Genomic DNA, 24654 nt, shown 5'->3' with positions numbered 1-24654 from the left:
CGAAGCGACCTGCCCGAATGGTGGACCTTCCATCCCAGTTGAAAGGTTCTGCCCATGATGAAAAGGGACGTTCTGATAGATGTAAACAGCGCATCTGCCGAGAAACTGGATATGGTCGCTTGCCTGCAGGGCCGCCGCTTCGAAATCGCAATACAGCGGTGCGTTCTTAATCCCTTTTATATCATTTCAATTCCCGAAAGTGCGAAGGATGCAGTCCGATGCCAGATCTGAATTTTACCACAGCGGTGCGGAATTGGTCGCATGAGCGCTATGCTGTCGAATTCCCGGGTCAGTGGGAAGCGAAGCGTTATCTGTTTTTCGTCCCTGGCGAAGCCCTTGAGAAGATCGGCGATCTCGACCCTGCTTTCGACGCGAATAGCGCGCTAAGGGTCTTCGATGATCACTTGGGGATTTTGCTTGCAGCCGCGGATTTTCTTTGGGAACAAAGCGACAAGATGCAGGACGAATACGTCATTACGGCCGAAGTTCTTGAGAACTTCGAGGAGCGCACCGCACCGCGGCATGGGAATGCCAAGATCACAAAGAGCGGCCGTGCCGCTGATAATGACGATATCGCACCCAGCTGATGCCTGCCATCGCGGGCATTATCACGAGATGGAACTCTCCAAATCCGTTCGTCCAAATGTTCGATTACTTCTGCCTCGTTCCATGAACGCCTGCCGGCTACCGCCATATTTCCCGCGTCCAAAGCGGCCGCTGAGACCTCTCCAGCAGGATTCCATCACGCGTTCGCTCTGATTTTCGCGCTCTTACACTCGATTGAAGCATAACCGCCGCGTAAAAGGGACGGAAACGGACTTGGACCGCCGGCAGGCGGGGAAAACTATCGGACAGTAGGCGGCAAGCCGATCGGAAGGGGCGGGAACTCCCAACGATGCGATCCGTTTCGCATCCACATCGACAATGAAGTCGAAAAAGGGAGAAGCAACATGGGTAAAGGCATTCTTCTTTGGTTACTCGGAATTCCGCTGCCGATCATCCTGATCCTCTTGCTCCTGTGGCATTGATCATGAGCGTCGCTCCCTATAGCAGCGTCGACCCGGCGCTTTATCCGCATGGTATCCCGGCAGGTTCGGGTACTTCCGCGATGTCATGGTCGGCGATCCTGGCAGGCGCCGTCGGCGCGATCGCGATTACGCTCACGTTACTCGCGTTGGGCTCGGCGTTCGGTCTCGCATCGATCTCGCCATGGCCGGGCCTCGGCGCCAAAGCCTCGACGTTCGCCATCGGTACGGGAATATGGCTCATCGTAACGCAATGGGTGTCGGCCCTCACAGGCGGCTACCTTGCCGGGAGGTTGCGCACGCGATGGACAGGACTTCACACTGACGAAGTGTTCTTCAGGGATACCGCGCATGGTTTTCTGACCTGGGCGACGGCAACGTTCATTCTCGCAATTGTGGCAGTTGTGGCTGGTGCGCTTATGGATTCAGCGGCACCTGACACCACGGTCGTTGTCACACGAGAAGCAGCCGATGCGGCGCGCAAAGTCGGGGCCGCATTTGCCGGCTTTACGGCGCTGTCGCTAATTCTGGGTGCCTTCATCGCCAGCGCCGCCGGTGCGGTAGGAGGGCGGCTGCGCGACATGCATCCCTAAAAACGTCAATAGGTTTTGCGGTGATAAAGATTACGCCAAGGCCTTCGGATAGATGTCGCCTCCGCGAAAATCGATATCATCTGCGGAACTGCGGACGCTATGAAATGCAGTAGCATGATAGAGCGCCCGCCGAGGCGATAATCATTATCGCTTTCGCGAAATGCGACATTTTCTAGCCGGCCCACGTGGCCGGCTTTTTTTGACCTCCCAATACGAACTCTCGACTGATTCTGCCACCCTGCTTCCAGCCACTTTGAATACCCAAGTGACGGAACTGAAAATCCCAGACATTTCGCGGAAGGAAGTAGCATCGATCCGCCTGTCAGATTCTCACATTCCGGGCGCTGCATCGGGGTGAACGACAACCCTTTCAAGATCGTGGGTGAGCCGACCTTCAAAAATATCGAAAACTCAGCGATGAGTGCCGCGAATCAACGCTTTGCAATATCGCTTTTCTTGTCGCGGCTTTTCTTGGCTGCATATCCGCCGATAGCAAATGCGACGATCGTGAGTGGACTTAGCCGACGCAAAAGCGTTGCCGCGCCAACACCCATCAAAGCACCGCCGCTTCCGCTAATTCCGCTGAAATCTTTCGAGATACGCTGGCCAGCGATCGCGCCCAGGATTTTACCGATCATATCATTCTCCTCAATCCCACAAAGGCGCGGAAGCGCGTTTGTTCCGAACAAACTGAATGCCGATCAAACCATTGCAAGCGTGCCGCACATCGCCTTTCCACCAGACAAGAACGGTGAGATATGCACCCCAAAGAAAATGATGGCCCAATCGTTCACCGAAAAGGTAACCCGGAGGGCCAATATGAAGGGCCTAGATTTGGCTTGCAACCGCAGGAAGAGCCTTCCTAAATCGGGTTCCCGCCTTCGCGCGCCGAGTTAATCACCGGTGTGCGGAGGACGCCCCAGGGGGTGAATCTCATCCCCCTGATCTTCGATGCAAACCTGCCTTGAGGCGGTGTGATTTTTGTCCCATCGCTCAGTCGGCGGTTCTTGGTGACACCTTTGTACAAAAGCTCTGTGAACAAGGTACATCTTGAAGGTCAGATAAAAACCGAAACCGACGGCGGCCACGTACCCATCCGGCGGGTCCCGCCTTGTCGATGAGCTGAGGGACGGGTCTTAAGTGCGCTCGTAAGAGTGCGCTTTGGAGCGGTCGATGGGGCAGATCACAGTGTTTTCCGGGCCGGAGCGGCGCCGCCGTTGGAGCGACGAGGAGCGGCTAGAGATCCTGAACGAGGCGTTCGCTCCCGGCGCTTGCGTTGCCGAGGTTTGCCGGCGGTACGATATCTCGTCAGCGCTGATCTATACTTGGCGGCGGAAGCTGCGCGAGATGCAGGCTGAGCCGCAGGCCGATGATTTGCCAGCTCCCGATTTCGCCGCGGCCGTGATGATCGAGGATGCCGAGGGCGCGCACGCTTGTGGGCAACCGGCGATCGTCATCGACCTCGCGCGCGGCAAGCGGATCAGCATCTTTGCCTCCGCATCGCCGGCTCTGGTGGCCTCAGCGTTGAAGGCACTGCGATGATACCTTCGGGTGCGCGAGTGTGGATTGCGATGGGGCACACGGACATGAGGAAGGGGATGCAGGGGCTGGCTTTGTTGGTCCAGCAGGGCCTCAAGCGCGATCCCCATGGCGGCGACCTGTTCGTGTTCCGCGGGCGGGCCGGCTCGCTGGTGAAGCTCATCTGGCACGATGGGATCGGCATGTCGCTATACGCCAAACGGCTTGAGAAGGGTCGCTTCGTCTGGCCATCGGCCAAGGACGGGATGGTGTCGCTGACAGCCTCGCAACTCGCCTGCCTGCTCGACGGGATCGACTGGCGCAACCCGCAGTATTCCTGGCGTCCCCAGAGCGCCGGATAGGGCGGTCGTTTTCTTCTCGCCCGGCGCATTTTGGGCTTCATTCGGGCGGGTTTCTGTGATTCCATCGCGGTCATGGAAGCCGTCATTTCGCCCCTTCCTGACGATATCGAAGCGCTCAAGGCGCTGCTGGTGAGCGCGACCCAGCGGGCCAATGAGGCCGAGGCCAAGCTCGCCAATGCCCATGCCCGCGAGAGCGCCACCGAGGCGGTGATCGCGCACCTCAAGCTGCAGATCGCCAAACTCAGGCGCGAGCAGTACGGCGCCAGCGCCGAGCGCACCCGCCGCCTACTCGACCAGATGGAACTGCAGCTCGAAGATCTCGAGGCCGACGCCGCCGAGGATGATCTGGCTGCCGAAGCCGCGGCCGAGAAGACTGCAACCGTCACCGCCTTCGAACGCAAGCGGCCGGCCAGGAAGCCGTTTCCCGAACACCTGCCTCGCGAGAGGATTGTGGTGCCGGCGCCGTGCTCCTGTCCGACCTGCGGCAGCATCCGGCTGTCGAAGCTTGGCGAGGACGTCACCGAGACGCTCGAGGTGATCCCGCGCGCCTGGAAGGTCGTCCAGACCGTGCGCGAGAAGTTCTCCTGCCGGGACTGCGAGACGATCACGCAGCCGCCCGCGCCCTTCCACGTCGTGCCGCGTGGCTGGGCTGGCCCCAGCTTCCTCGCCATGCTGCTGTTCGAGAAGTACGGCCAGCACCAACCCCTCAACCGCCAGGCGGAGCGCTTCGCCCGCGAGGGCGTACCGCTAAGCACTTCGACGCTCGCCGACCAGGTTGGTGCCGCTGCCTTCGCGCTGATGCCGCTCTATCGCCTCATCGAGGCACACGTCCTCGCCGCCGAGCGATTGCATGGCGACGATACGACCGTGCCGGTCATGGCCAAGGTGAAGACCGATACCGCCAGGCTATGGGTTTACGTGCGGGATGATCGACCATTCGCCGGCGCCGATCCGCCCGCGGCGCTGTTCCACTACTCGCGCGATCGGCGCGGCGAACATCCAAGGGCGCATCTCGCGTCCTGGTCAGGGATCCTACAGGCCGATGCCCATGGCGGTTACGGCGAGCTTTATGCTCTCGGTCGTTTGCCTGCGCCTGTGCATGAGGCCGGCTGCTTTGCTCACGCGAGGCGCAAGTTCTTCGAACTGGCCGACGTCGCCAGCGCAGCGCGCAAAAAGAGCCGTCGCGATCATGCCGGCATGATCTACCCGATCGCGCTCGAAGCCGTGCAGCGGATCGATGCGCTGTTCGATGTCGAGCGCGGCATCAACGGCCAGGACGCCGACAAGCGCCTCGCCGTACGCCGCGAGTTGAGCGGGCCCCTAATGGCTGAGCTCCACGCTTGGCTGACCAGCCAGCTCACCAGGCTGTCGCGCAACCACGATCTCGCCAAAGCCATCAATTACATGCTGCGGCGCTGGGATGCCTTCGCCCACTTCCTCACCGACGGGAGGGTCTGTCTGACCAACAACGCGGCAGAACGTGCGCTGCGCTGCGTGCCACTAGGCCGCAAGGCCTGGCTGTTCTGCGGATCCGATCGCGGCGGCCAGCGCGCGGCGGTCCTCTACACCCTGATACAGACTGCTCGCCTCAACAACGTTGATCCGCAGGCTTGGCTCGCGGATGTGCTCACTCGCATCGCCGAGCATCCGGCCCGCCAACTCGACGAACTGCTGCCCTGGAAATGGCTGCCAGCACGGCGCTCCATCACAACTTGATCAGAGCTGCGCCGCGGCTTTCACCGGATGGCTACGCGGCCACCGCAGCCCAGATGAAAACGCTCATTCGGCATCTCCGGTCAATTAATGACCGGGTAACGCGCTACCTCGGCTCATCGTTTCGCGAGCCTCCAATCGAGAAGAGAATGGGCGAGCCAGAGCCTTCCGCCTCGCTCGGTCAGGAGGGTGCGGTCAAACCGATGCCGTGTTGGCAGTACTCGAGCTATATTTTGAATCTTGGCGGCAACGTATGGATGCCGTCAACGCAAGAGAAAATCTGAAAGCCGGAGCATCATTTTCGGAGGCCTGCGGCATTCCCCGAAAGGACACAAGTCACCAAATCCAGAAAGGCACACCTCTCAACGCAGCGCGAGTGCCTGGATGCGTTTGGATTGGCCCTTGCCAATTTCCAAGTGAAAGCGTTGCATACTGGCCGTTGGCGCGTCGACGCTGGTGACGGAGGCACGCTCGTTGATCGCAGTGTCCCCCGAGGCGTCATGCGAGCAAGCAGATGTGCCTGATGCAAAGACAACAGCCATGGACAATACTGCGGCAACTTTAATGTTCATGCGGCCAACTCCCTGTCGAACCAATCTTTAGCGGTTGGGCGCTTAAATTGTTCCGTATTTATGGGGAGTGCGCAGGTGTGCTGACGCCCGCAACGATCTCTCAAACAACGCCTCGCGATGGCGCATATTTTTTTCGGGATACTCGTCCTCTTGCTCCCACTTCTGCGCGAAGTCGCCTGGGTCTTCCGTATCTGCCTGCACAAAAAGCCTGATGGGGAGGAAGCTCATCTGGTCACCGAGGTTGATATCGAGCAAGCGAGGCTGCCGAACACCCGATTGTCTGTCGAGGCGTTTGTAAGCATCGCCACTAGAGCTATCGATTAAACTCTCGGCCCAAAGCTTGCGATGTGTTGGAAGGCATACGTTCTACCTGTCGCGGGTCTTCGCACCGCGATGGTGAGCGAGAACCCCGGAATCCAAGTAGTTTCGGGATGCTTGCCCGAGACAACCACTGTGTTCAGAATTATTGGCTTTTGGCCGCTTTGGCTTGGTCGTTCAAATCTTGCGCCTGATTGCGGGCAGCAGCTCGGATTTGCTTGGCCTGCTGCTCAAGCCGCTCCGCCTGCGCATCAGCCGTTGCGCGAACCTGCTTGCCTTGTGCGATCAGCGCATCAGCCTGGGCGTCGGCGGCATCCGAGTGGGCCGCGTCGATTTTGTCCTGCGCCTTGCCTGCCCGCTCATTCGGGCCCTCACCGCTGTAGGGGACGCCAGCAGCGGCAGCCTGTGCCTTATCCTGCTTCTCACCTGCTCGTTGCTTGGGACCACTGCAAGAGGACAGAGCAAAGGCTGCAATCAGGCCAACGAAGATAATACGCATGACATCGACACTCCGCGTAAGGGGGAACGTCTTTCCGACGCTCCCCCTTAACATCAGATCTTATCGCCAAGGGCTCCCTTGACGCTGCCCTTGATGTCCTGACCCGTTCCCTTGAGCTGCTGCGCATCACCCTTGGCTTCGAGTTCGGTATCACCGGTTGCCTTCCCAGCAACCTCCTTGGCCTTGCCAGCGATCTTGTTACCGGCGGCCTTTGCCTTGTCGGTCAATTCACCCATGTCACTCTCCAGCAGTTCGATTGCCTCTCGTGGCTCTTGAATAAACCCTCCGCCCGCCATCCCGTTCCAGCGGATTTGTCGCCAACTTTGCGCGGTGAACTACTTCATGAGATCTGCTTATCCGCGAAGGTTATGCTGCTCATGCGAAGACCCGAAAGAGCCAAGCCAATGACGATCGCATTTCCCGTTGACCGAATTTCTCGGTGTGGCTGGGCGTTACGGCCTTACAATCAAAACGAGAAGGTCGGGCGCTTTTCGGAATCCGTGGTGGGAGATCCATCTGTTCTGTGAATTATGATCTCAACCGTCTGCCCCCGGTCAGAATGAAGCGGCTCCGGGCGATTGACGGTTTGACGACACTGGTTTCGGTTTTGCGGGATGCCTGACGGTAACTCCGACAATGCGATGGCATTTTGAGGCTTGGTTTCCCGCGCCATTACAATTCATCGCGTAACTCGATGAGATGGCGTCGAGAGTCGTTTTTTGGGCAGTCTACTTTGCGAAGGTTTTTGGAAGACTGAGCCTGGCAGCGCGATTACATTCCCGCTTGGATGGGTCTTCAGGTTGTATGGCGCGAACTTCTCAAAAAGGTTCGCCGCCCAGTTCCCGGCAGGTACCAGAAAACCCATTTCCCGCACCGATTGGCAGCCGTCGGTGAGCACGCCATGCCCCGGTGCAATTATCTATCAGGTGTTGACGTCTTGGATCCCGCCATAGGTCAATGGATCTGATGCCAATCCCCTGGTACATCAATCGCAATAAGCCCCGCATTGTTTGACTTTGCGGGGCTTCGTTGCAATTGACGCGCTTCCAAGCACAGGTAACCACGTTGCCTTTGGGGGAACTTACACGCTGGCTTCGCGGTTCCTCCCCTATCGCGGCTCCTCATCCCTCATGAGGAGCGACAAGGCGACTGACTGGAGCCCTGCGCGGTCCTGCCATGTGGCCGCCGGGGCTCTTTTTTCGGCAGGACAAGTTTAGCGCGGATGCCGAATTGAGACGGCCGCACAGTGTTTCGGAACTGGATTGGCTCGCGAACATTATTTCGGTCATGTCCTTACTCGATAATTCCGATGCAACCATGCCCGAAAAACTGTTCAGCCTGTTCCGCAAGGAATGCGAGCGCCTGGAACAAGCAATCTTGGCAGTGGAAGGGGCTGGCAAAGAGGCTCGAAGCGAAATCCGACGCCTTGAGGCTTTGCACCGCGCGGTTAACGATCAGATCCAGTTCTGGGCCCGAGACTTTGAAGAACTTCGGCCGCCTTTCCTGAAACGAGCTGCCTAGTCCGGTTCAAAAGCAACCGGGACATGACTTTCATGCCTGCGACAAATCGGCTCACTTTAAGTCCACCCACGCCGAATGTCTTCGCTCGCCCCCCTCCTGAACAAATTCCGACTTATGCTTGTTATTGCAATAGGCGATAGTCGCTGCAACTTCTTGCATGTTCCCGAGTTCACGGGTGAAGACAGCACAAGAAGAGGACTTGAGAATGGTTGAACCCACTCGTACAACAACCGTTGTAGAAGGCCGCCGCAGCTCCGGCGCCGGGCTGATTATCGCGCTGGCGGTCCTGATTGCCGTGATTGCCGGAATCTACTTCTACAGCCAAGCCAGCAACAGCGAGACCCGTAAAGACAACGCGGTCGAGAATGCCGCGAACAGCGTTAGCAAAGCTGCAGACAAGGCCGGCGATGCCGCGCAGGATGCCACCAAGCAGTAACAAAAATTGATTGTGTCGGTGCGATAAGACTTCCGCCTTTGAAGGCGGCAAGCTTGTTCAGCCAGCGGACTGGAGCCTGCGGCGGTGGTCACGCCGCCGCCCGTTCCGCCCGCTCCTCACCCTTCAAGACAGGCAAAGCCTCCAGAACCCTTCCCCCAAGGGTGAGGCAGCGGAAATTCGACCAAAGGCCGCTCCTTCCCAAGAAATTTCCCGCTGCATCGATTTGCCCCTGGTCGCAGCAGGGTCGGCAGGTTCGGCACGGAAGCCGCAGGCTGGCGTAATCGAAACGACAAATCCGTGACGCCCACCGTCCAGAGTGAGAGCAGCGAACCTACAGGTCCTAGCCGCAAACTGCGAGATAACCCTTCAACGTCGCCAGCTATCCAATGCATCGCCGATTGATGCTCGATTGACTGGCCATTGCTCGCGCCCGGACCGGCAGTCACGTCCGTGGGCACGCTGAGCAGCGCCCGCCTACGACCTTCAGGGATGGCTTTGCTGCTACCTCATTCAAAGGAGGGCATCGCCGCTCGGAATGAAGCGCTAACGGCGGCGACCACATCATTGAGACCGTCCTAAATCTGATACTGAATGGCGCCAGTAAGTCCCCACCGGTTGGACATGCGATTTTCTCCTCCTCTGTTGAAGAAGGCATGCCCCGGAAAATTTTTTCGAATGGGTCTGAACTATGATTCGAGCGCTACCCGTTTTCGTTTGCACTTTTCATCATATCGCACGCGATCAGTACGCAGAGTCGGGAACGCGGCAGCGGATGCGCGATTTAGCAAAGGAGGAACCGATAAGGAGGACCCCATGACAGAATCCTTTACCGACGCAATTGCCCTCTTGAAAGCAGACCATCGCAAGGTCGAAGATCTTTTCAAGAAATTTGATGCCGCCAGTTCTTCATCTCGAAAGCGTAAGCTCGCCAACGAAATCTGCACAGAGTTAAAGATCCACACGATGCTTGAAGAGGAAATCTTCTATCCTGCATTCCGAGGCAAGATCGAGGACGATACCCTCGACGAGGCTTATGTGGAGCATGACGGCGCTAAAGTGCTGTTCAATGACATCTCATCGGGATCACCGGACGATGATTTTTTCGATGCAAAGGTGAAAGTGCTATCCGAAGAAATCAAGCACCACGTCCATGAGGAGGAAATGCCCTCAGAAGGGATGTTTGCCCAGTGTCGCAAGGCCGGCGTCGATCTCGTCGAACTGCGTGATCGAATGCTCACCCGCAAGTCCGAACTTCTCGCGAAGGCGAAGGCGTCGGGGCTTCCCCCGGCGGAGCCCAAGGCAATCAACCTGATTGCTGCGTGAGGGTAACATAATAGAATAAGCACGATCAGTGAAACCGAGCGCGGCCCACCAGGCGACACATTCCGACACCTGGTCGGCGCGCTCTTTGATAGCTAAACGCAACTCTTATTACATTTAACGATACAAATAACATTTTATAAATAAATTCTTTTCATTGCTAATTTTTTCAACATTAACACCATTTCGTATTGCAACTACTGCGCCTTCATTCAAATCGCACGTCGCTTTGATTCGAACCGCATATTGCCAAGCACAGGCCTATTACAGGCAGTTTATGATGCCCACAACTTTAGGATAGCGCGATAGCGCAGTTCTGGAGGCCCCTTATGATCCACTACAAGGGCGTACAAATTAGCAGTCGATACGACATGGTATCCGAAATCGGAGAGATGAGGCGCGTCATTGACGCATTCACTCCCATGGTACTTAAGCGAGTGCAAAGCATCTGGTGCGACTCAAAGGCAGGAGCCATGTATTCAGTGAGCATTCTGCCTGGACCTTGGGATGAAAGTATAGCCGCAGGAATTGCCCGGGCTTTTAGATCTGGGAAAGGGTTCAATGCAATTGTTCTGACCTGCGGTAAACGGCAAGTGTTCATCGATCCGAGCTGGCAAGATTGAGGCTAAAAATAAGCCTGATGCCCGTCGAAACAGCGCATCCACGCCATGCCTTCTCGAAGCTCAGCGCCAAGGATCGCCCAATCCTTTACGTACTGGTCAAGAATTGATTGCAATCCGTCAATGCCAGGTGCTGCATTGAACAATGCACTAGACGCTTTCGATCCCCGAGCGGCCTGAAAACGTTTTCAGGTTCTGCTGCGGCCTATTGATCAGTCTGGTGGCGGAAGTTCTGTTGGCGCGGTGTCAGGCTGATCGATGTTGGGGCCCGCAGGAGGCATATTATCTGGCGCCCCCGGACTGCCAGGATCGGGAACTTCAGGCGGAGTATTTCCAGCGCTATCGTTACCAGGATTTTCAAAAGGTTGACTGGCCACGTTAAATTCTCCGTTGGATATTGTTACGGAACGTCTCTTGCAGGCAAACGGTTTCACGGCTCGCAAGCGATCCCAAAAAACTCCAATCATGGAGTGCTCTTTGCAAATTGATGCCGTTTTCAGGTCCCACTTCCAGGGCGGATGACGTGTCACCCTCCTATCGGCGATGGGATTAAGATATAGGCGTCGGCAAGTTCAGCGCGAAACAATGTTGCGCTCAACATTCGCCCGTTGATAGGACCACCCTCTGCCGGAGTTGCTACTTCCGAGAGGTTGTCAGGCGAAAAAAGTTGCAAGAGATTGACAGCAACACCGCCTCGCTCATCACTCGGTCAAGCGTTGCTTTCAGAGGCAATCGGGGCATCTCGCGCAACACCCGAGGACCGCGGCTATCCAGGCGAGCCGGAGGTTTTCCCTACGGCACTTCACCACTTTCGCCTCAATAAAGCACCGACGCCCCAGCCAGCGCTTGATCCAACGAGCCTCTTGATCGCGCGAGGGCCCGCCCCTGAGAACCGGCTCGCCATCACATCACTTCTTGTTACGGTACGATAGCTTAGGGCGCCCGAGTGCCAACTACTCCCAGCAAGCAACAATTCCGGCAACTATAAAGCGACGACCACGTTAGGGCAGCAGAGAGAGGAGAAAACACATGAAGCATACTCTTACTGCCGCGGCGCTTGTCGCCCTAGCCTCGTTTTCCGCATCCGCTCAATCGCACAATCCCGCCGTAAAGGATCCGTCCGTAGCGACGACAAACGCCACTGCAAAAGGGCACAACTCCTTCACCGAGAGCCAGGCTCGGGGGCGTTTAGCCAAGGCCGGATATACCAACATCGGCCCTCTTGCCCAGAACGAAAATGGCGTCTGGCAAGGTAAGGCCACGAAGGGAGGCAAAACGGTGACTGTCGCGCTCGACTACAAGGGCAACATTACCGTTCACTAATCGATCGCACCGGGAGCCAAAAGATGACCAAAACCATTACCCGTCTCTTCGACAACTATGCCGATGCAGCACAAGCTATCCACGAACTCGAAAATATTGGTGTTCGGCGCGATGACATCAGCGTTATCGCGAACAATACGCGTGGCGAGTACGACACCAGACCGAAGGGCGTGAACAGTGAATCAGAAGTTACCACTGGAACATCTGCCGGTGCAGTGATCGGGGGAGCCGGTGGGTTGCTGGCAGGCTTGGGAATGCTGGCCATTCCCGGTCTTGGCCCCATTGTTGCTGCTGGCTGGCTTGCCGCGACGGCAGTCGGTGCAGGTGTAGGGGCGGTCGGCGGCGCGGCCGCCGGGGGCATCGTCGGCGCCTTGAAGCATGCAGGTCATTCCGATGAAGAGGCACAACTCTATTCTGAGGGCGTCCGGCGTGGAGGCGTGCTTCTCAGTGCCAAGGTTGACGATGCCGAAATCGATCGTGCCAACGCGGCTGTCGATACCGTACCTGCGGTTAACATCGCCGAACGCGGCACGAGGTATCGCCAAGAGGGGTGGACTCGATTCGATGAGGCCGCTGCGCCTTACACTGCGGAGGAAATCGATCGGGATCGGGCCCTCTATGGCGTTCCGCGTAGCTGACGCCTAGGCCCTAAAACCCACGCAATGAAGCACCGTGACGACGGCTCGGATAACCAAATCCGAGCCGTCTGCTTGTGGTATTCGGAATTAGCATTTAATTAGCGCCCCGGCTCATTGCCAAGCTTGATCGGCGATTGAATCGCGGCGTGCGCCGACCACATTGAGTTATCAACGTGCATAGAATTTCAGTTCACAAACGGGCTATTTATTCGTCGACGCGAGTTTAAAAAGCCATCATGATTATAATTTAGTTTATCGTTATCAATAGGCAAATACTGATTGCGTATTTCATCTCTTGATTTCAAGCTGACTTCAGCTTGAGGACCCAAGGCGTTAAAAATGATTGTTTCGATCGGCACCTTGTATCGCGTCAATGATGAAGATTTAGAGCCCGGGATTGCCGCCCCAATTGGGGACCAGCTCATGCATGGGACTGTCGGTGATCTTGTACAGCAAGCCATCAACTGCGATGACGGTCAGACTTGGCGATACAGCATAGTTGCTGGGGACGGCAGTATTCTCACAGCCTATCAAATAGTGATTGTCGCACAAGCACTTGGAATTAGACCAATCTAAACCAAATTAATACGTCATCCATGCAGCAACTTCGTTCAATATCTGGAAAGATGTTGTCCGATTGATGCTAATACGGCCGCGTTCGGGTGACAGTCTTAACGCTCAAGCGTGATGAGCAAAACTCTGAGTTCGCAAACCCGCTCGGTGCGCGCATCACGAATCGCGGCACAAATTCAGGCTTCATCTTCAGCGGCCAAAGCCACCAATGGCGCGATAAAGCGAGGGTTCGACGGGAACGAGCACCCGTCGATTCGAATTTGATCAGCAAGCGCTAGCTATCTTGCCAGGAGACTTCCCGATGCCGTCCCCCAAGGAAACCCGTCAAGACGATCGCAGCCCGGCCACCAACAACGCCCTGGGCGAAATCAGCCCCGGCGCCGGCAAGACGGTTGCCGAGGACCACCCCGGCAACGGTGGCGAACTTCATCAGGACGTGGGGGGCAACGCGGCCGCACCGGACGCTTTCCTGACCGACAATTTCGGCCATCGCATTGCCGATAATCAGAACAGCTTGAAGGCGGGTGAACGCGGACCAACACTGCTGGAAGACTTCGTTCTGCGCGAGAAGATCTTCCATTTCGACCATGAACGCATTCCCGAACGCATCGTCCATGCCCGGGGCTCGGGCGCGCACGGCGTGTTCGAATGCACGAAGGCGATACCGGAACTGACGAAGGCGGCGATCTTCCAGGAAGCGGGCAAGACCTGCCCCGCCTTCGTCCGTTTCTCCACCGTGGCGGGCGGCGCCGGATCGGTGGATACCCCGCGCGATGTGCGGGGCTTTGCGGTGAAGTTCTATACCGAGGCGGGCAACTGGGATCTCGTCGGCAACAATATCCCGGTCTTCTTCATCCAGGATGCGATGAAGTTTCCGGACCTGGTTCACTCCGTGAAGATGGAGGCGGATCGCGGCTATCCGCAGGCGGCCTCTGCCCATGATACCTTCTGGGATTTCGTGTCGCTGATGCCGGAAACGCTGCACATGATCATGTGGGCCATGTCCGACCGGGCGATCCCGCGCTCCTTCCGGATGATGGAAGGCTTCGGCGTCCACACCTTCCGCTTGGTCAACAAGGCGGGCGAGGGCAAGTTCGTCAAGTTCCACTGGCGTCCGGTGCTGGGCATGGAATCGCTGATCTGGGACGAGGCGGTGAAGATCGCCGGCGCGGATCCGGACTTTCACCGGCGCGACCTGTTCGAGGCGATTGCCGCCGGCGACTTCCCTGCCTGGGATCTTGGCGTGCAGGTCTTCGACGAGGCATGGGCGGCAAAGCAGCCCTACGATGTGCTGGACGCAACCAAGCTGATCCCGGAGGAAGAGATCCCGCTCGATATCGTCGGCCGCCTGACGCTCAATCGCAATGTCGACAATTTCTTCGCGGAAACCGAGCAGGTCGCCTTCCTGCCCAGCAACGTGATCCCCGGCATCGATTTCACTAACGACCCGCTGCTGCAAGGCCGCCTGTTCTCCTATCTGGACACGCAGAAGTCTCGGCTTGGCACCACCAACTTCCACCAGATCCCGATCAATGCGCCCAAGTGTCCGTTCCACAACTTCCAACGCGACGGCTTGATGCAGACGCTGGTGCCCACCGGCCGCGCCAACTACGAGCCGAACAGCCTTGCCGAAGTCGGGGAGAGCAACGGCCCGCGCGCCTGCCCGGAGACGGGGTTCACCACTTTCCCGGAAAATTCCGAACGCAACGATCCGGGGGAAAAGCTGCGGATCAGGGCGGAACTTTTCGCTGATCACTACAGCCAGGCGGCGCTGTTCTATCACTCCCAGACGGACAGCGAACAGGCGCACATCGCCTCTGCCATCGTCTTCGAACTGTCGAAAGTGGCGCTGAAGCATGTGCGCGAGCGGGTCGTCTCGCGCCTGCGGAATGTCGATGAGGGATTGGCGAAGCGCGTGGCCGCCGGGCTGGCGATCGACATGCCCGAAAAGGCCAAGGCCGCCCGCGCGCCGGTCAAGATGGCGCCTTCCGATGCCCTGTCGATCCAGAAGAAGGCCGTCGATACGCTGACCGGGCGAAAGATCGGCATCCTGTTTGCCGAAGGGTCGGACAAGGCCGCGATCGACAAGCTGCGCAAGGAGATCGAGGGCGCGGGCGGAACGCCGTTTCTGGTCGCGCCGAAAGTGGGCGGGATCGCCGTGAAGGGCGGCACGCTGGAGGCGGACGGTCAGCTTGCCGGCTCTCCCTCCATCCTTTTCGACGCGGTCGCTTCGATCCTGATGCCCGAAGCGGCGGAGAAGCTGGCGACGCAAGGTGCCGCGGTCCAGTGGTTCATGGATGCATTCGGCCATTGCAAGACCATCGCCCACTGCCCCGGCACGCAAGTGATCCTGGACAAGGCCGGGGTGGAAAAGGACGAAGGCGTGGTGCCCGTGGAGGATTTCGCCAAGGTCGGCACGAAGCGGCACTGGGCACGCGAACCCAAGGTGCGTGATCTGGCGTGAGCGAAGCCGAGTGGACGATCCCGCTTACGGAATCGCGTGATTTCAGAGCCGGGCTGTTGCGGCGAAAGCACGGGCCGAGGCACAAGGAAGCAAATAGCACGGATCACAAACGTCGCTTGCAATCCTTGGCAACGAGAGCATCGCGGCCGCCAACTTATTCACACCAAAGCCGACCGGATCATTCCACGGTGATTACAGGCTGGGCCTAGTGCGGATCCGCCCCCTGCAATTTTGCGCGACACGCATGCGACGATGCTCCAACCACTTTGTCCGGGGCGCCAAGCAACAGGCAGGACGGCGGGCGAAAGCCCACGATACGAAACCAGCGTGGCCCCAAAAGCGGACTTCAGGGAAGCGGTACGGCGTGCGCTGAGCGTTACTAAACGACCACAGATGAAGGCAGCGGCAACAAATTTCCATTCGGCAAGTGGCCGTTGTCGCGCCTTAGTGAAACATGAAACGACAAACCCGGCACGTCGTCCACTCGGTGGGATACGACGCCGTGCCGGGCATGAAGAGCAAAGGCGGGGCCATAGCAGCCGCGCTTTCGCTAAATCAGAAGTGAGCGATGATCCCTGCCATTGGACGGATGCTGTCGAAGTCGTAGGTCTCCGCCGATAAGCGGAGGCGAATTCCGCTATTGCCAGTCACACCCCCCAGACCAATGTCCTTCGGTCCGACCTCGACGCCGACACCGTAGATCCAGTCCTTCTCGTCTGCGTAGGCGCGCCTGCCGTTGACCCACTGGTAACCTGCCGACGCATAAATGAGGCCGCTTTCACCGGCCCGTCCCCCGACCCGTCCCTTCACCCCGTATTCCCAGTCGATATCTCCGAAACCCTTGGTGGCGTTGCCTTCAACACCAACGAAAGCGGGCCCGAGCGGAATATTGACGCCAGCGACGCCGCTGACGAGGCCGCCATTCATTCGACCGCCTCGCGGAGAACCGAACTCGCTGTTTCGCGAAAATTCATGGTAGCCGCCCAAGACGCCGATGTAGGGCTCGATGCCAAAAGCCTTGGTTCCGTCGGGCGCGGTTGCTTCCTGCGCTTCCTGCGCGAAAGCACCAGTGGGGATAGATGCCATCAACGCCAAAGCGAGGAAGCCGTTCTTCATTTTGCGAGCCATAGTAAGAAGCCTTTTTATCGGTGTTCATCCCTCTAAACTTGAAAACGAAGGCGAGGTTTCAGTATAGGTAACGAGTTTGTCAGATGAGTGTCATTTTTGCATCACAACGATGTTGCAGCACACATGCAAAGACAACAACAGCGAGCATCTGGATAAAGTGCGCCCGTGTGCCGCTCCCGAACAGTTGCCGACATTGCTGCCGGCACTTTCAGAGGCATAATTGGCGACCGGCGGGATCAGATTCGGCGCCTCGCGCATTTCATCATGCTCGCTCACCACAGGACGGCCACCTATGATCCGCTCCCTTCTCATCGGCCTCGTTGCCGGACAACGCGGAATCGCTCCGCTCGCCGCGATTGCAGTGGCTACCAGGCGTGGATCGGTGCCCCCCGTCCTCCCCCTCCAGGGTCTGCTTAAAAGACCTTTCTTCGCTTCCGCTGCAGCCGCGCTCACCGCTGCCGAAATGGCTGGCGACAAAATGAAATCGGCACCGGATCGGATCGAACCTGCAGGCCTCGCCGTCCGCACCGTGACTGCGGCCTATGCCGGCGCAGCCCTAGCCCCGCGCGGAGAGCGCGTATCTGCCGCGATGGCCGCCGCAGGAACGGCATTGATCTCTTCGTACATTGGCTGGCGCCTGCGCTGCGCCGCCATGCGACGCTATGGACAAACGAAGACCGGCCTTGTCGAGGACGCAATCGTCTTAGGAACCGGAATCGTCACAGCCAACCCCGATTTACTCCCCTCACGCTTCACCGCACGGATTTAACCGTCGATCGTGTCCGGGCCAGCGTGTGGGGAGCCATCAGACATCGCAATTCGCGACGACGCGGCGCAAATGGTAGATGAATTGAGGGATTGTGCGACAGACGGCTGCGCTCCCGCAAAAGTGCCGCGCATCTTGTCGAGGAGATCGGTTTGGCCATCGTCGAACTCGCCCTTGAGCAACTGGAAGCAGGTACGCTTGCCAACGCCTTTTGCGGAGGTGCCGTCGCCGCGCTGATCAAACGCAACAGCATCGTCGGACAATTATGGAATCGACTGCTGCGAGATACTCCCGAGCGAATGCCATGGGAAACCCCGCTGAGTACAATGGCGGAGAACCATCACGGAACTGGCAGCATTACTGAAAGCATCGGTGATGTGATCTACTTCCAGACCAATTTTCATGGCCACATCGCCCGCAAGTTTGAGATCATTCGACATGGGGACCGGTTATCCACCCGTCCGGATGGCTTCACCCAGGACGGCAGAATCCTGTCGCCCGCCGCCGATCTGGTCGCGGACTGTTGGCTGCTTTCGTCCCGCATCCTGATTGCCATGACTATGCCCGCAGTCAGGCCGCCGGATTACCGCGTGGCGGTGCAACGGATAAAGTACCTTCACGATGCCGCCGCGCTCGATGCGACAACCGCGATGTTTCGCAATTCCCTGGGCCGGTGGGGCAAGCTCGGTTTCGCGATGGACGTTGCGCGCGCAAGTGCCGCTGGCCCTTTCTCCACGAAAGTCATTGCCGACCTGTTCGGCGTGGTCGGTGCCATGCCGCTGATTTCGGCGCCGCTGAGGGGAATAAATTCGCGTCTAGCGAAACGCGGTACGGTGAACGGGTTGGAAGAGGGCCAACAACTCATCGAGATGCCACACTACGACAGTCGTTATTTCAGCGCGATCTGCGGCTCACGCGAAACGATCCGCACCCAAGTTCACGCCGCTGGCGAGTGGATCGACCTGCCGATTTCTCCCGATACAATGGCGATATTTCCTGGCAGATTGGCCAAGCGACAATTTGGAATTCCCGCGACTCTTCATCGCGTCATTCAGTGCGAGGCCTTGGCTGCCGACAGGTTGCCCAGCGAAGCCGCGCGTTCCCACAACACGACGCTGCTGCTCGGCGCGAAATAACCTTTCCGATATGCTTGCCGTCGGTGCCGAAAACGACTGTCTTAGGGGCGAGGCAACCTCCGACTTGCGAGAGGTCGTTCGAAAGCAAAGCTCCACGCCGCTTACCCGCCCCTTCATCGGCCAAGGCTTTGCGGATGCCTTCCCGGGCCGGAAAGCGTTCTCGACAGGCGGAAGATTGGGGGGCAGATCCACCCCCGCAGCATCACGAAGAGATAGTGTGCTTGCCAGACCGTCGGGGATGAGCGCAAATCGCTTGGCAAGGGCCTCTCGTGCCCTCGCCTTGTCTTCTTGGGAGGCTCGGCTGACGAACGGCCTGATGCCGTTGTGCAACTCCACCAAGATATATGCGAGCGCTTCCAGCACCCTTGATTTGCCCATCTCACCCGGGAGCCTGAGATCGCGCGCCTGCTCTGCAATATAGCTGAGGTTCGCGACGTTTCGGTAAAAACGGTCCCGTCGTCCAGTCCAAGAACACGCACGTAGCCCTTGGGATTGATCACGCCGAAATCGCCGCCGTCCTCACTGATCTTGGCCTTGAGGTCGACCTTTATCCCTCGACGTCAATAAGCGCGATATGACTGGCAAGGCTGCACGTACCCGGTGAGTAGTAGAGCTCATCGCTCTCCCCCCAGCTTGTCTAGTCGCGGCAACTTTCGTTCGGCCCAAGCCCTGCCCGCATCGCCGCCCCAAAGCAGCCAGGCGATAAAACCGGCGGAAGGGTCGCTGTCCGAATTCCACGTATGGGTCTTCGTTTCCCGATCGACGGCATGGCGGGCGAAGGCGCTATGCATGCCCTCGCCCTGCGAGAGATCGCGCCGCTCTGCCAACTGATGCCCTCGGTCAATGCCCACGCGCGTACCGCGACGACCGAACCTCTGGCGAAGACCCAAGCCTAGCCGCACGGCCGATGCCATTTTGAGAGTTGGTCTGAAATGAAGTTTCACCATCGAAGCTCCTGATCCTCGATCGCTGCCCACCTCGCCCTTGACCTAATTTCTCGGGCAGTGGCTGTGGAGCGATCGGGTCCGTCGGCACGCCCGAGACAAACGCCTTCCCTCCCGCCAATGTCGATCACTTGTCCGCTGGCGCGACCTGCGAGGCCGGAGCGGGTTTATCGGACCCCGGCGCTGCCCATTCGTGACGCAGGGCAAATACGATCAGCCCAGCCACAACGAACATCACCAGGATGGCTATCACCATCAGCGGAAGAAATCGCGGCGTGCCGCCTTCGTGGGGAGCTGGAGTGCGGGGATGCGCACTGTCTCTGTCGCCATCCATTTGTGCGCTCCTTGCCAAGCTCGCGAGCCAAGCCCGCGTATGACCAACACACCAGGGCGCCTTGGAGTTGCCGAGAGCGCCAAGTTTCGAAGATTTATTCGCGGGGCGCGATCAACGCGTCGCCACGTCGGCGGCGACAAAAGCGAAAAGCAGTACAAGCCAGGCAAATCCCGCGAGAGCCGCCAGCCGCGCAAGCTGCGGTTCGCGGCGCATCTCCATGAAAAACCAGAAGACCAGCGCGGTCTTGGCCGCCGCCCACCCGTAGCTGACAAGCGGCAGGATCGGGCCGAGCGGCAGCAGGCTGGCCCCGATCGTCAGTGCCAGCATCGCCAGAAGCGCTAGCCAAACCAGGATGAGACGAGGCAGGTCAGCCATCGTCAGCGCGCCAGATAAAGCGTGGGGTATAGGAATATCCAGACCACGTCGACGAAGTGCCAATAGAGCGCGACGTTGCCAAGCGTGGTCGCAGCCGGATCGCGGCGCGCGCTGCTGAAAGGCCTGATCATCGCAGCAAGCAGTACCAACCCTATGGTCACATGGACGGCATGAAGGCCGGTCGCGGTGAAATAGAGCGTCATGAACAACGTCTGCACGCTGCCCTCCAGCCCCTTTGGCCGGAGGACGGGTACCATCCCATCCCGCCATTCCAGACCATATTCGAAGCCTTTGACGGCCAGGAATGCAAGCCCCAGCGCGATGGCACCCGCCAGTGCCCAGCCCGCCGCACGGGCCCGGCCTTCGCGGCAAAGCGAAACGGCAAGAGCCACCAGCAGGCTCGACGTCAGCAACAGCGCGGTGTTGATCCCGCCAAGCCAGAAATGCATCGCGGCCGAAGCGGCCGCATAGTCCTGTGCGTGGGTCATGCGGATCAGCAAGGCAGCAGCGAAGACGCCGCCGAACAGCATGAGTTCGCTGGCAAGGAACAGAAGCATTCCGAGCCTGTCGGCCTCACGCTGCCGGGCCAAGGTGGCGAACGGTTCGTGCCGGCATTGGGAGAGCGAGGGATCAGCCATGTTCCGCCTTCTCCTCCTCGTGCGTGCGGTCTCCGCCTTCGGGTACCGGCTCGTCCGGGGTGACCGGATAGCAATAGGGGACGGTGTCGACCCAGGGAATCTCATCGAAGTTGTATTTTGGCGGCGGCGAGGAGACCGACCATTCCAGCCCCGTCGCGCCCCAGGGATTGGGCCCGGCCGGCTTCCCGTAGCGCAGCGACCAGGACAGGTAGACCAGGGGCAGGAGATACCCCACCGCCAGGATCGACGCGCCGATCGAGGACATGACCTGCAGTACCTGGAATTCCGGCGGATAGACATGATAGCGGCGCGGCATCCCTTCGTAACCGAGCAGGAACTGCGGAAAGAAGGTAAGATTGAACCCTATAAAGATGGCAAGCGCACTCACGCGCGCCCAAGTGTCGTTGGAAAGGCGGCCGGTGATCTTGGGCCACCAGTAGTGCAGCGCCCCGAAGAAGGCGCTGACCGTGCCGCCGACCATGATGTAGTGGAAATGGGCCACCACGAACATCGTGTCGTGCACATGGACGTCGATCGCCAGCATCGCCAGCATCAGGCCGGTGAGGCCTCCGACCACGAACAACCCGATGAAGCCCATCGCGAACAGGAACGGACCATCCAGCAGGATCTCGCCCTTGTGGAGCGTTGCCGCCCAGTTGTAGACCTTGATCGCGGAAGGGACCGCCACGATCACCGAGAGGAACGAGAAGATCGTGCTCGCATAAGGGCTTTGTCCCGAGACGAACATGTGGTGGCCCCAGACCATGAAGCCGATGACCGCAATCGCGATCGACGAGCCGGCGATGAACCAGTAACCGAACACGCGCTTGTGCGCCGCGGCGGTGATGAGTTCGGTGACCACGCCCATGGCGGGCAGGACCATGATGTAGACCGCCGGATGGCTGTAGAACCAGAAAAGGTGCTGGAACAACAACGGATCCCCGCCCAATCGGGGATCGAAAATTCCCACTCCGAAGATCCGCTCCAGAGCGACCAGCACCAGCGTGATCGAGAGCACCGGCGTCGCCAGCACGAAGATCACCGAAGTCGCATAGTGCGACCACACGAAAAGCGGCAGCCGCCCCCATGTCATGCCCGGCGCGCGCAGCTTGTGCACGGTGACGATGAAATTGAGGCCGGTGAGGATCGAGGAAAACCCCGAGACGAAGACCGCGGCCAGCGCCCCCAGCACATAGCCGTTCGAATAGGTGGAGCTGAACGGCGTGTAGAATGTCCAGCCGGTATCCACTCCGCCCATCACGACGATGCCGAGCGTGATGAGGCCGCCGGCCATGTAGATATACCATGAGGCCAGGTTGAGCCGGGGAAAGGCAAGATCGCGCGCACCGATCATGAGCGGGATCAGGAAATTGCCGAAGACATTGGGGATCGAAGGGATCAGGAAGAACCAGACCATGACGATGCCGTGAAGGGAAAACGCGCGGTTGTAGCCGTCGTTGGTCAGGAGGTCGGCCTCGGGCGTCAGCAGGTCCAACCGTATCAGCGAGGCGGCGCTGCCGCCCACAGCGAAGAAGAAAGTGACCGAGACCAGATAGAGCAAGGCGATCCGCTTGTGATCGGTGGTCAGCAACCAGGATCGCAGTCCATGGCCCGCGTTGAGGTAGCTGGCCCGCTCCTCGGCAGTGTCGGGAATGGCATCCTGCGAGGTGCGCGCGTTCATGAGCCCTGCTCCCCCTGCTGAGCACTGCGGTACGACTTGAGGTAGGCCACGAGTTCGACCACCTGCTCCTCGTCGAGGACATGGCCAAAGGGCGGCATGATCGGACGGTAGCCGGCGACCACATCCTTGTTGGGCAGCATGATGGCATCGCGCAGATACTGATCGTCCGCGCGAACGCCATGCCCATCGGCCAGCGTCACGGTTCGCCCGTAGATCCCCGCCAGACCGGGCGCACGCGCCGTGGAGCGGGCACTGTGGCAGCTTGAGCAGCCGAGACGGTGGAACAATACCTCCCCCCTTCCCGCCAGCCCGCCGTCGGTGCCGGCCCTTGCAAGCCAGCGGGCATAGTCCTCCTCCCGCTGCACAATCACGCGGCCAACCATCACGCTGTGATCGGTGCCGCAATATTCGGCACAGCGCAGCGGATAAGTGCCCGGTCGATCGGCATTGAACCAGAGCTCGGTATAGCGTTCGGGCAGCGCGTCCTGCTTGATGCGCAATGCCGGAACATAGAGGCTGTGAATCACGTCCTGCGACGTCATCGCCAGGCGCACCGGGCGCCCGGCCGGTACGTGCACCTCGTTGATCTCACGCGCGCCGCTCGCGTGCTGGAACTTCCACATCCACTGCTTGGCAACCACGTTGATCACCAGTGCATCGCCGGGCGGCGTCCGCGCATCGAGGAACATCGCGGTCGACCAGAAGAAAAAGCCCATGATGAGCAGGAACGGGATCACCGACCAGCTGACCTCCAGCCAGACATTGCGATCTTTCCCCGGGGTACGGTCTGCACGCCGCCCCTTGCGATAGCGCGCTGCCCAGATGGCCATGAGGATGAAGACCGGCGCCGAAAGGAGAGCCACGAGCGCGCCGAAGCAGGCGATCAACAGGTCCACCTGGCCGGCATAGGCCGATGCGGCGGCTGGCCACAGCAGGATCGGGGAACTCATGCCCTGCGCTCTCCCCCGCCCGGCTTGCGCCCGAGCCACAGGATCAGCGCCACGATACCCAGCACGGTGGCGACGCCCGCCCAGCGGATCAGCCGCTCGATCGCCAGCGAATAAGTGCCGGCCACGGGGTCGTAATGATAGCAGAGCAGGATCAACTGCCGGGCCAGCCCCCCGGTGCGGCCTGCTCGTGCGTCGCTCAACGCCTTGTCCAGCGCGGCGGCATCGGGCGAAAGCCCGTAGAGCCAGCCCACCAGACGGCCGTCCGGGGTCAGCACGGCGCTGGCCGCCGCGTGGGCGTACTGGCCGATGCGCGGATCGAAGGCATAATGATAACCCAGTGCATCGGTCACCGCATGGACGGGCCCCTGCCCGCCGGTCGTGGCCGCAATCGGCACCGGGAGGGAGTGCGCTTGTACCGTCTGGCTTTCGAGCCGCGCCAGATCGGCGCGTGCGGCGTCGGCCGTCTCGGACGGGTCGATGCCGAAGGCGACGATCGCAAAGTCGCGCCCCGCCACGAAATGCCGCTGCTGCCGCGCGGCATCGACCACGCCCGCCAGAGTGATGCCGCAGATGTTCGGGCAGTCATGAAGCACCGGCACCACTATGAGCGGCAAGCCGTGTCCAAGCCGGCGTAGGCTTGTGATCCGACCATCCTGATCCCGCAGGATGCCGTCCAGCGGAACTATGGCTCCCGAATTTCCGTCGATACGGGCGATGCCGAAAGGATCGAACGGCGCGGCCGCCGATGCCGGCAATGCGATGATCATCGCCATCAGAAAAACGATGAGCGCGCGCGTCACCGGCCCTCTCTCTTCGCGGGCCGATCCTCTCGCCAGCCCTGCGCCGCGACTTGATCCATCGCCCGTTCGACAGACACGGGAGCTTGCCTGAGGTTGCGGTCTTGCCCCTCGAAGTTGCGCGCCAGATCGCGTGCCGGATGCGGTTGAAGCCGGGGCGGCGGCGGGGTTTCAGCCACCGTCCCTTGCGCGCCGGCCGCTGGCCGGTCGGGCTTGAGCATGGAGATTGCCAGCCAGCCTGCGCCAAGTGCCACACCCAGTAGCAGCGCCAATGCCGGTGCACTCCGGAATATCAGCCCCACCGGCCAGTCGCTCGGCTCGTAGCCCAGTTCGCGTGCCTGGCTGCTGACGTCCTTGGGATCGCGCGTGCGCTGCGGGCGCGTGTGCGGATGGAGGTCGCGAATCATGGC

General features: G+C 59.5%; 30 protein-coding genes. 16 read left to right on the top strand and 14 right to left on the bottom strand.

The genetic code is table 11. The features are described 5' to 3' along the window. Positions 1 to 218 precede the first annotated feature (218 nt). Together WBP06_RS04140 and WBP06_RS04135 are read left to right on the top strand one after the other, a co-directional pair. Entirely contained in the window at positions 219 to 587 is a 369-nt protein-coding gene (locus WBP06_RS04140; RefSeq protein WP_395332129.1) for a DUF1488 family protein, read from the top strand. A 443-nt stretch (positions 588 to 1030) separates the two neighbouring features. Continuing rightward, the gene (locus tag WBP06_RS04135; RefSeq protein WP_395332127.1) at positions 1031 to 1618 is read left to right on the top strand and encodes a hypothetical protein; all 588 of its coding nucleotides are present in this window, start codon (positions 1031 to 1033) and stop codon (positions 1616 to 1618) included. A 431-nt stretch (positions 1619 to 2049) separates the two neighbouring features. Here the strand turns inward: WBP06_RS04135 and WBP06_RS04130 are convergent, their stop codons facing one another. Then, positions 2050 to 2256 (bottom strand): hypothetical protein, encoded by a 207-nt coding sequence (locus WBP06_RS04130; RefSeq protein WP_395332125.1) that lies wholly within the window; start codon positions 2254 to 2256, stop codon positions 2050 to 2052. A 535-nt stretch (positions 2257 to 2791) separates the two neighbouring features. Here WBP06_RS04130 and tnpA point away from each other — a divergent pair. The 3 genes from tnpA (at position 2792) to tnpC (ending at position 5214) form a co-directional block, all read left to right on the top strand. Then, positions 2792 to 3160 (top strand): IS66-like element accessory protein TnpA, encoded by a 369-nt coding sequence (gene tnpA / locus WBP06_RS04125; protein ID WP_395332123.1) that lies wholly within the window; start codon positions 2792 to 2794, stop codon positions 3158 to 3160. Continuing rightward, positions 3157 to 3498: an IS66 family insertion sequence element accessory protein TnpB gene (gene tnpB, locus WBP06_RS04120; protein ID WP_036524680.1), complete on the top strand. Its 342-nt coding sequence runs from the start codon at positions 3157 to 3159 to the stop codon at positions 3496 to 3498. The genes tnpA and tnpB overlap by 4 nt, the downstream gene beginning before the upstream one ends. A 72-nt stretch (positions 3499 to 3570) precedes the next feature. Beyond that, positions 3571 to 5214, top strand: coding sequence for an IS66 family transposase (tnpC, locus tag WBP06_RS04115; protein ID WP_395332121.1), 1644 nt, complete (start codon positions 3571 to 3573; stop codon positions 5212 to 5214). 359 nt (positions 5215 to 5573) lie between these two features. Here the strand turns inward: tnpC and WBP06_RS04110 are convergent, their stop codons facing one another. From WBP06_RS04110 to WBP06_RS04095, 4 genes are all read right to left on the bottom strand, one after another. After that, positions 5574 to 5783 carry a hypothetical protein gene (locus WBP06_RS04110; protein WP_395332119.1) on the bottom strand — a complete coding sequence of 70 codons (210 nt, stop codon included), beginning with the start codon at positions 5781 to 5783 and terminating at the stop codon, positions 5574 to 5576. Between the two features lie 42 nt (positions 5784 to 5825). Then, a complete protein-coding gene (locus WBP06_RS04105) occupies positions 5826 to 6038 on the bottom strand; it encodes a hypothetical protein (protein WP_395332117.1) in 213 nt (70 codons plus the stop codon). Positions 6039 to 6246: 208 nt separating this feature from the next. After that, positions 6247 to 6600 carry a hypothetical protein gene (locus WBP06_RS04100; RefSeq protein ID WP_395332115.1) on the bottom strand — a complete coding sequence of 118 codons (354 nt, stop codon included), beginning with the start codon at positions 6598 to 6600 and terminating at the stop codon, positions 6247 to 6249. A gap of 53 nt (positions 6601 to 6653) precedes the next feature. After that, positions 6654 to 6836, bottom strand: coding sequence for a CsbD family protein (locus WBP06_RS04095; RefSeq protein ID WP_395332113.1), 183 nt, complete (start codon positions 6834 to 6836; stop codon positions 6654 to 6656). A 940-nt stretch (positions 6837 to 7776) separates the two neighbouring features. Here WBP06_RS04095 and WBP06_RS04090 point away from each other — a divergent pair. The 8 genes from WBP06_RS04090 (at position 7777) to WBP06_RS04055 (ending at position 15495) form a co-directional block, all read left to right on the top strand. Next, positions 7777 to 8121, top strand: coding sequence for a hypothetical protein (locus WBP06_RS04090; protein ID WP_395332111.1), 345 nt, complete (start codon positions 7777 to 7779; stop codon positions 8119 to 8121). A gap of 205 nt (positions 8122 to 8326) precedes the next feature. After that, on the top strand, positions 8327 to 8557 hold the full coding sequence (locus tag WBP06_RS04085) for a hypothetical protein (protein ID WP_395332109.1): 231 nt from the start codon (positions 8327 to 8329) through the stop codon (positions 8555 to 8557). Positions 8558 to 9370: 813 nt separating this feature from the next. After that, positions 9371 to 9880 carry a hemerythrin domain-containing protein gene (locus tag WBP06_RS04080; protein WP_395332107.1) on the top strand — a complete coding sequence of 170 codons (510 nt, stop codon included), beginning with the start codon at positions 9371 to 9373 and terminating at the stop codon, positions 9878 to 9880. 326 nt (positions 9881 to 10206) lie between these two features. Next, entirely contained in the window at positions 10207 to 10500 is a 294-nt protein-coding gene (locus tag WBP06_RS04075; RefSeq protein WP_395332105.1) for a hypothetical protein, read from the top strand. Positions 10501 to 11526: 1026 nt separating this feature from the next. Further along, positions 11527 to 11820, top strand: a complete 294-nt coding sequence (locus WBP06_RS04070; protein WP_395332103.1) for a hypothetical protein — start codon at positions 11527 to 11529, stop codon at positions 11818 to 11820. 23 nt (positions 11821 to 11843) lie between these two features. Then, positions 11844 to 12458 carry a hypothetical protein gene (locus WBP06_RS04065; protein WP_395332101.1) on the top strand — a complete coding sequence of 205 codons (615 nt, stop codon included), beginning with the start codon at positions 11844 to 11846 and terminating at the stop codon, positions 12456 to 12458. A 339-nt stretch (positions 12459 to 12797) separates the two neighbouring features. Then, positions 12798 to 13034, top strand: coding sequence for a hypothetical protein (locus tag WBP06_RS04060; RefSeq protein WP_395332099.1), 237 nt, complete (start codon positions 12798 to 12800; stop codon positions 13032 to 13034). A 298-nt stretch (positions 13035 to 13332) separates the two neighbouring features. Then, positions 13333 to 15495, top strand: coding sequence for a catalase (locus WBP06_RS04055; protein WP_395332097.1), 2163 nt, complete (start codon positions 13333 to 13335; stop codon positions 15493 to 15495). A 555-nt stretch (positions 15496 to 16050) separates the two neighbouring features. On the opposite strand, the gene WBP06_RS04050 is transcribed toward WBP06_RS04055, so the two are convergent. Both WBP06_RS04050 and WBP06_RS04045 read right to left on the bottom strand, forming a co-directional pair. Further along, positions 16051 to 16611: an opacity protein gene (locus WBP06_RS04050; protein WP_395332095.1), complete on the bottom strand. Its 561-nt coding sequence runs from the start codon at positions 16609 to 16611 to the stop codon at positions 16051 to 16053. Positions 16612 to 16713: 102 nt separating this feature from the next. Next, complete coding sequence (locus tag WBP06_RS04045; protein WP_395332093.1) at positions 16714 to 16899, bottom strand: hypothetical protein; 186 nt, start codon at positions 16897 to 16899, stop codon at positions 16714 to 16716. Positions 16900 to 16915: 16 nt separating this feature from the next. Between WBP06_RS04045 and WBP06_RS04040 the strand changes: the two genes are divergently transcribed. The 3 genes from WBP06_RS04040 (at position 16916) to WBP06_RS04030 (ending at position 19421) form a co-directional block, all read left to right on the top strand. After that, positions 16916 to 17392, top strand: a complete 477-nt coding sequence (locus tag WBP06_RS04040; protein WP_395332091.1) for a DUF4126 domain-containing protein — start codon at positions 16916 to 16918, stop codon at positions 17390 to 17392. A gap of 149 nt (positions 17393 to 17541) precedes the next feature. Continuing rightward, complete coding sequence (locus tag WBP06_RS04035; protein ID WP_395332089.1) at positions 17542 to 18525, top strand: hypothetical protein; 984 nt, start codon at positions 17542 to 17544, stop codon at positions 18523 to 18525. A 740-nt stretch (positions 18526 to 19265) separates the two neighbouring features. Next, entirely contained in the window at positions 19266 to 19421 is a 156-nt protein-coding gene (locus WBP06_RS04030) for a hypothetical protein (protein ID WP_395332087.1), read from the top strand. A gap of 175 nt (positions 19422 to 19596) precedes the next feature. Here the strand turns inward: WBP06_RS04030 and WBP06_RS04025 are convergent, their stop codons facing one another. The 7 genes from WBP06_RS04025 to WBP06_RS03995 all read right to left on the bottom strand — a co-directional run bounded on the left by WBP06_RS04025 (position 19597) and on the right by WBP06_RS03995 (position 24651). Continuing rightward, complete coding sequence (locus tag WBP06_RS04025) at positions 19597 to 19803, bottom strand: hypothetical protein (protein WP_395332085.1); 207 nt, start codon at positions 19801 to 19803, stop codon at positions 19597 to 19599. A 111-nt stretch (positions 19804 to 19914) separates the two neighbouring features. Further along, positions 19915 to 20178: a cytochrome C oxidase subunit IV family protein gene (locus tag WBP06_RS04020; RefSeq protein WP_395332083.1), complete on the bottom strand. Its 264-nt coding sequence runs from the start codon at positions 20176 to 20178 to the stop codon at positions 19915 to 19917. Positions 20179 to 20180: 2 nt separating this feature from the next. Then, positions 20181 to 20816 carry a cytochrome c oxidase subunit 3 gene (locus tag WBP06_RS04015; protein WP_395332081.1) on the bottom strand — a complete coding sequence of 212 codons (636 nt, stop codon included), beginning with the start codon at positions 20814 to 20816 and terminating at the stop codon, positions 20181 to 20183. Continuing rightward, entirely contained in the window at positions 20809 to 22497 is a 1689-nt protein-coding gene (locus WBP06_RS04010; RefSeq protein WP_395332079.1) for a cbb3-type cytochrome c oxidase subunit I, read from the bottom strand. Before WBP06_RS04010 ends, WBP06_RS04015 begins: the two co-directional genes overlap by 8 nt. Beyond that, positions 22494 to 23447: a cytochrome c oxidase subunit II gene (coxB, locus tag WBP06_RS04005; RefSeq protein ID WP_395332077.1), complete on the bottom strand. Its 954-nt coding sequence runs from the start codon at positions 23445 to 23447 to the stop codon at positions 22494 to 22496. The genes WBP06_RS04010 and coxB overlap by 4 nt, the downstream gene beginning before the upstream one ends. Next, the gene (locus WBP06_RS04000) at positions 23444 to 24247 is read right to left on the bottom strand and encodes an SCO family protein (protein ID WP_395332075.1); all 804 of its coding nucleotides are present in this window, start codon (positions 24245 to 24247) and stop codon (positions 23444 to 23446) included. The genes coxB and WBP06_RS04000 overlap by 4 nt, the downstream gene beginning before the upstream one ends. After that, positions 24244 to 24651, bottom strand: coding sequence for a hypothetical protein (locus WBP06_RS03995; RefSeq protein ID WP_395332073.1), 408 nt, complete (start codon positions 24649 to 24651; stop codon positions 24244 to 24246). Before WBP06_RS03995 ends, WBP06_RS04000 begins: the two co-directional genes overlap by 4 nt. Positions 24652 to 24654: the final 3 nt, after the last annotated feature.

The sequence above is a fragment of the Novosphingobium mississippiense genome (assembly GCF_044029535.1).
Taxonomy (GTDB): domain Bacteria; phylum Pseudomonadota; class Alphaproteobacteria; order Sphingomonadales; family Sphingomonadaceae; genus Novosphingobium.
This window is presented reverse-complemented; position numbering and strand designations above follow the sequence as displayed.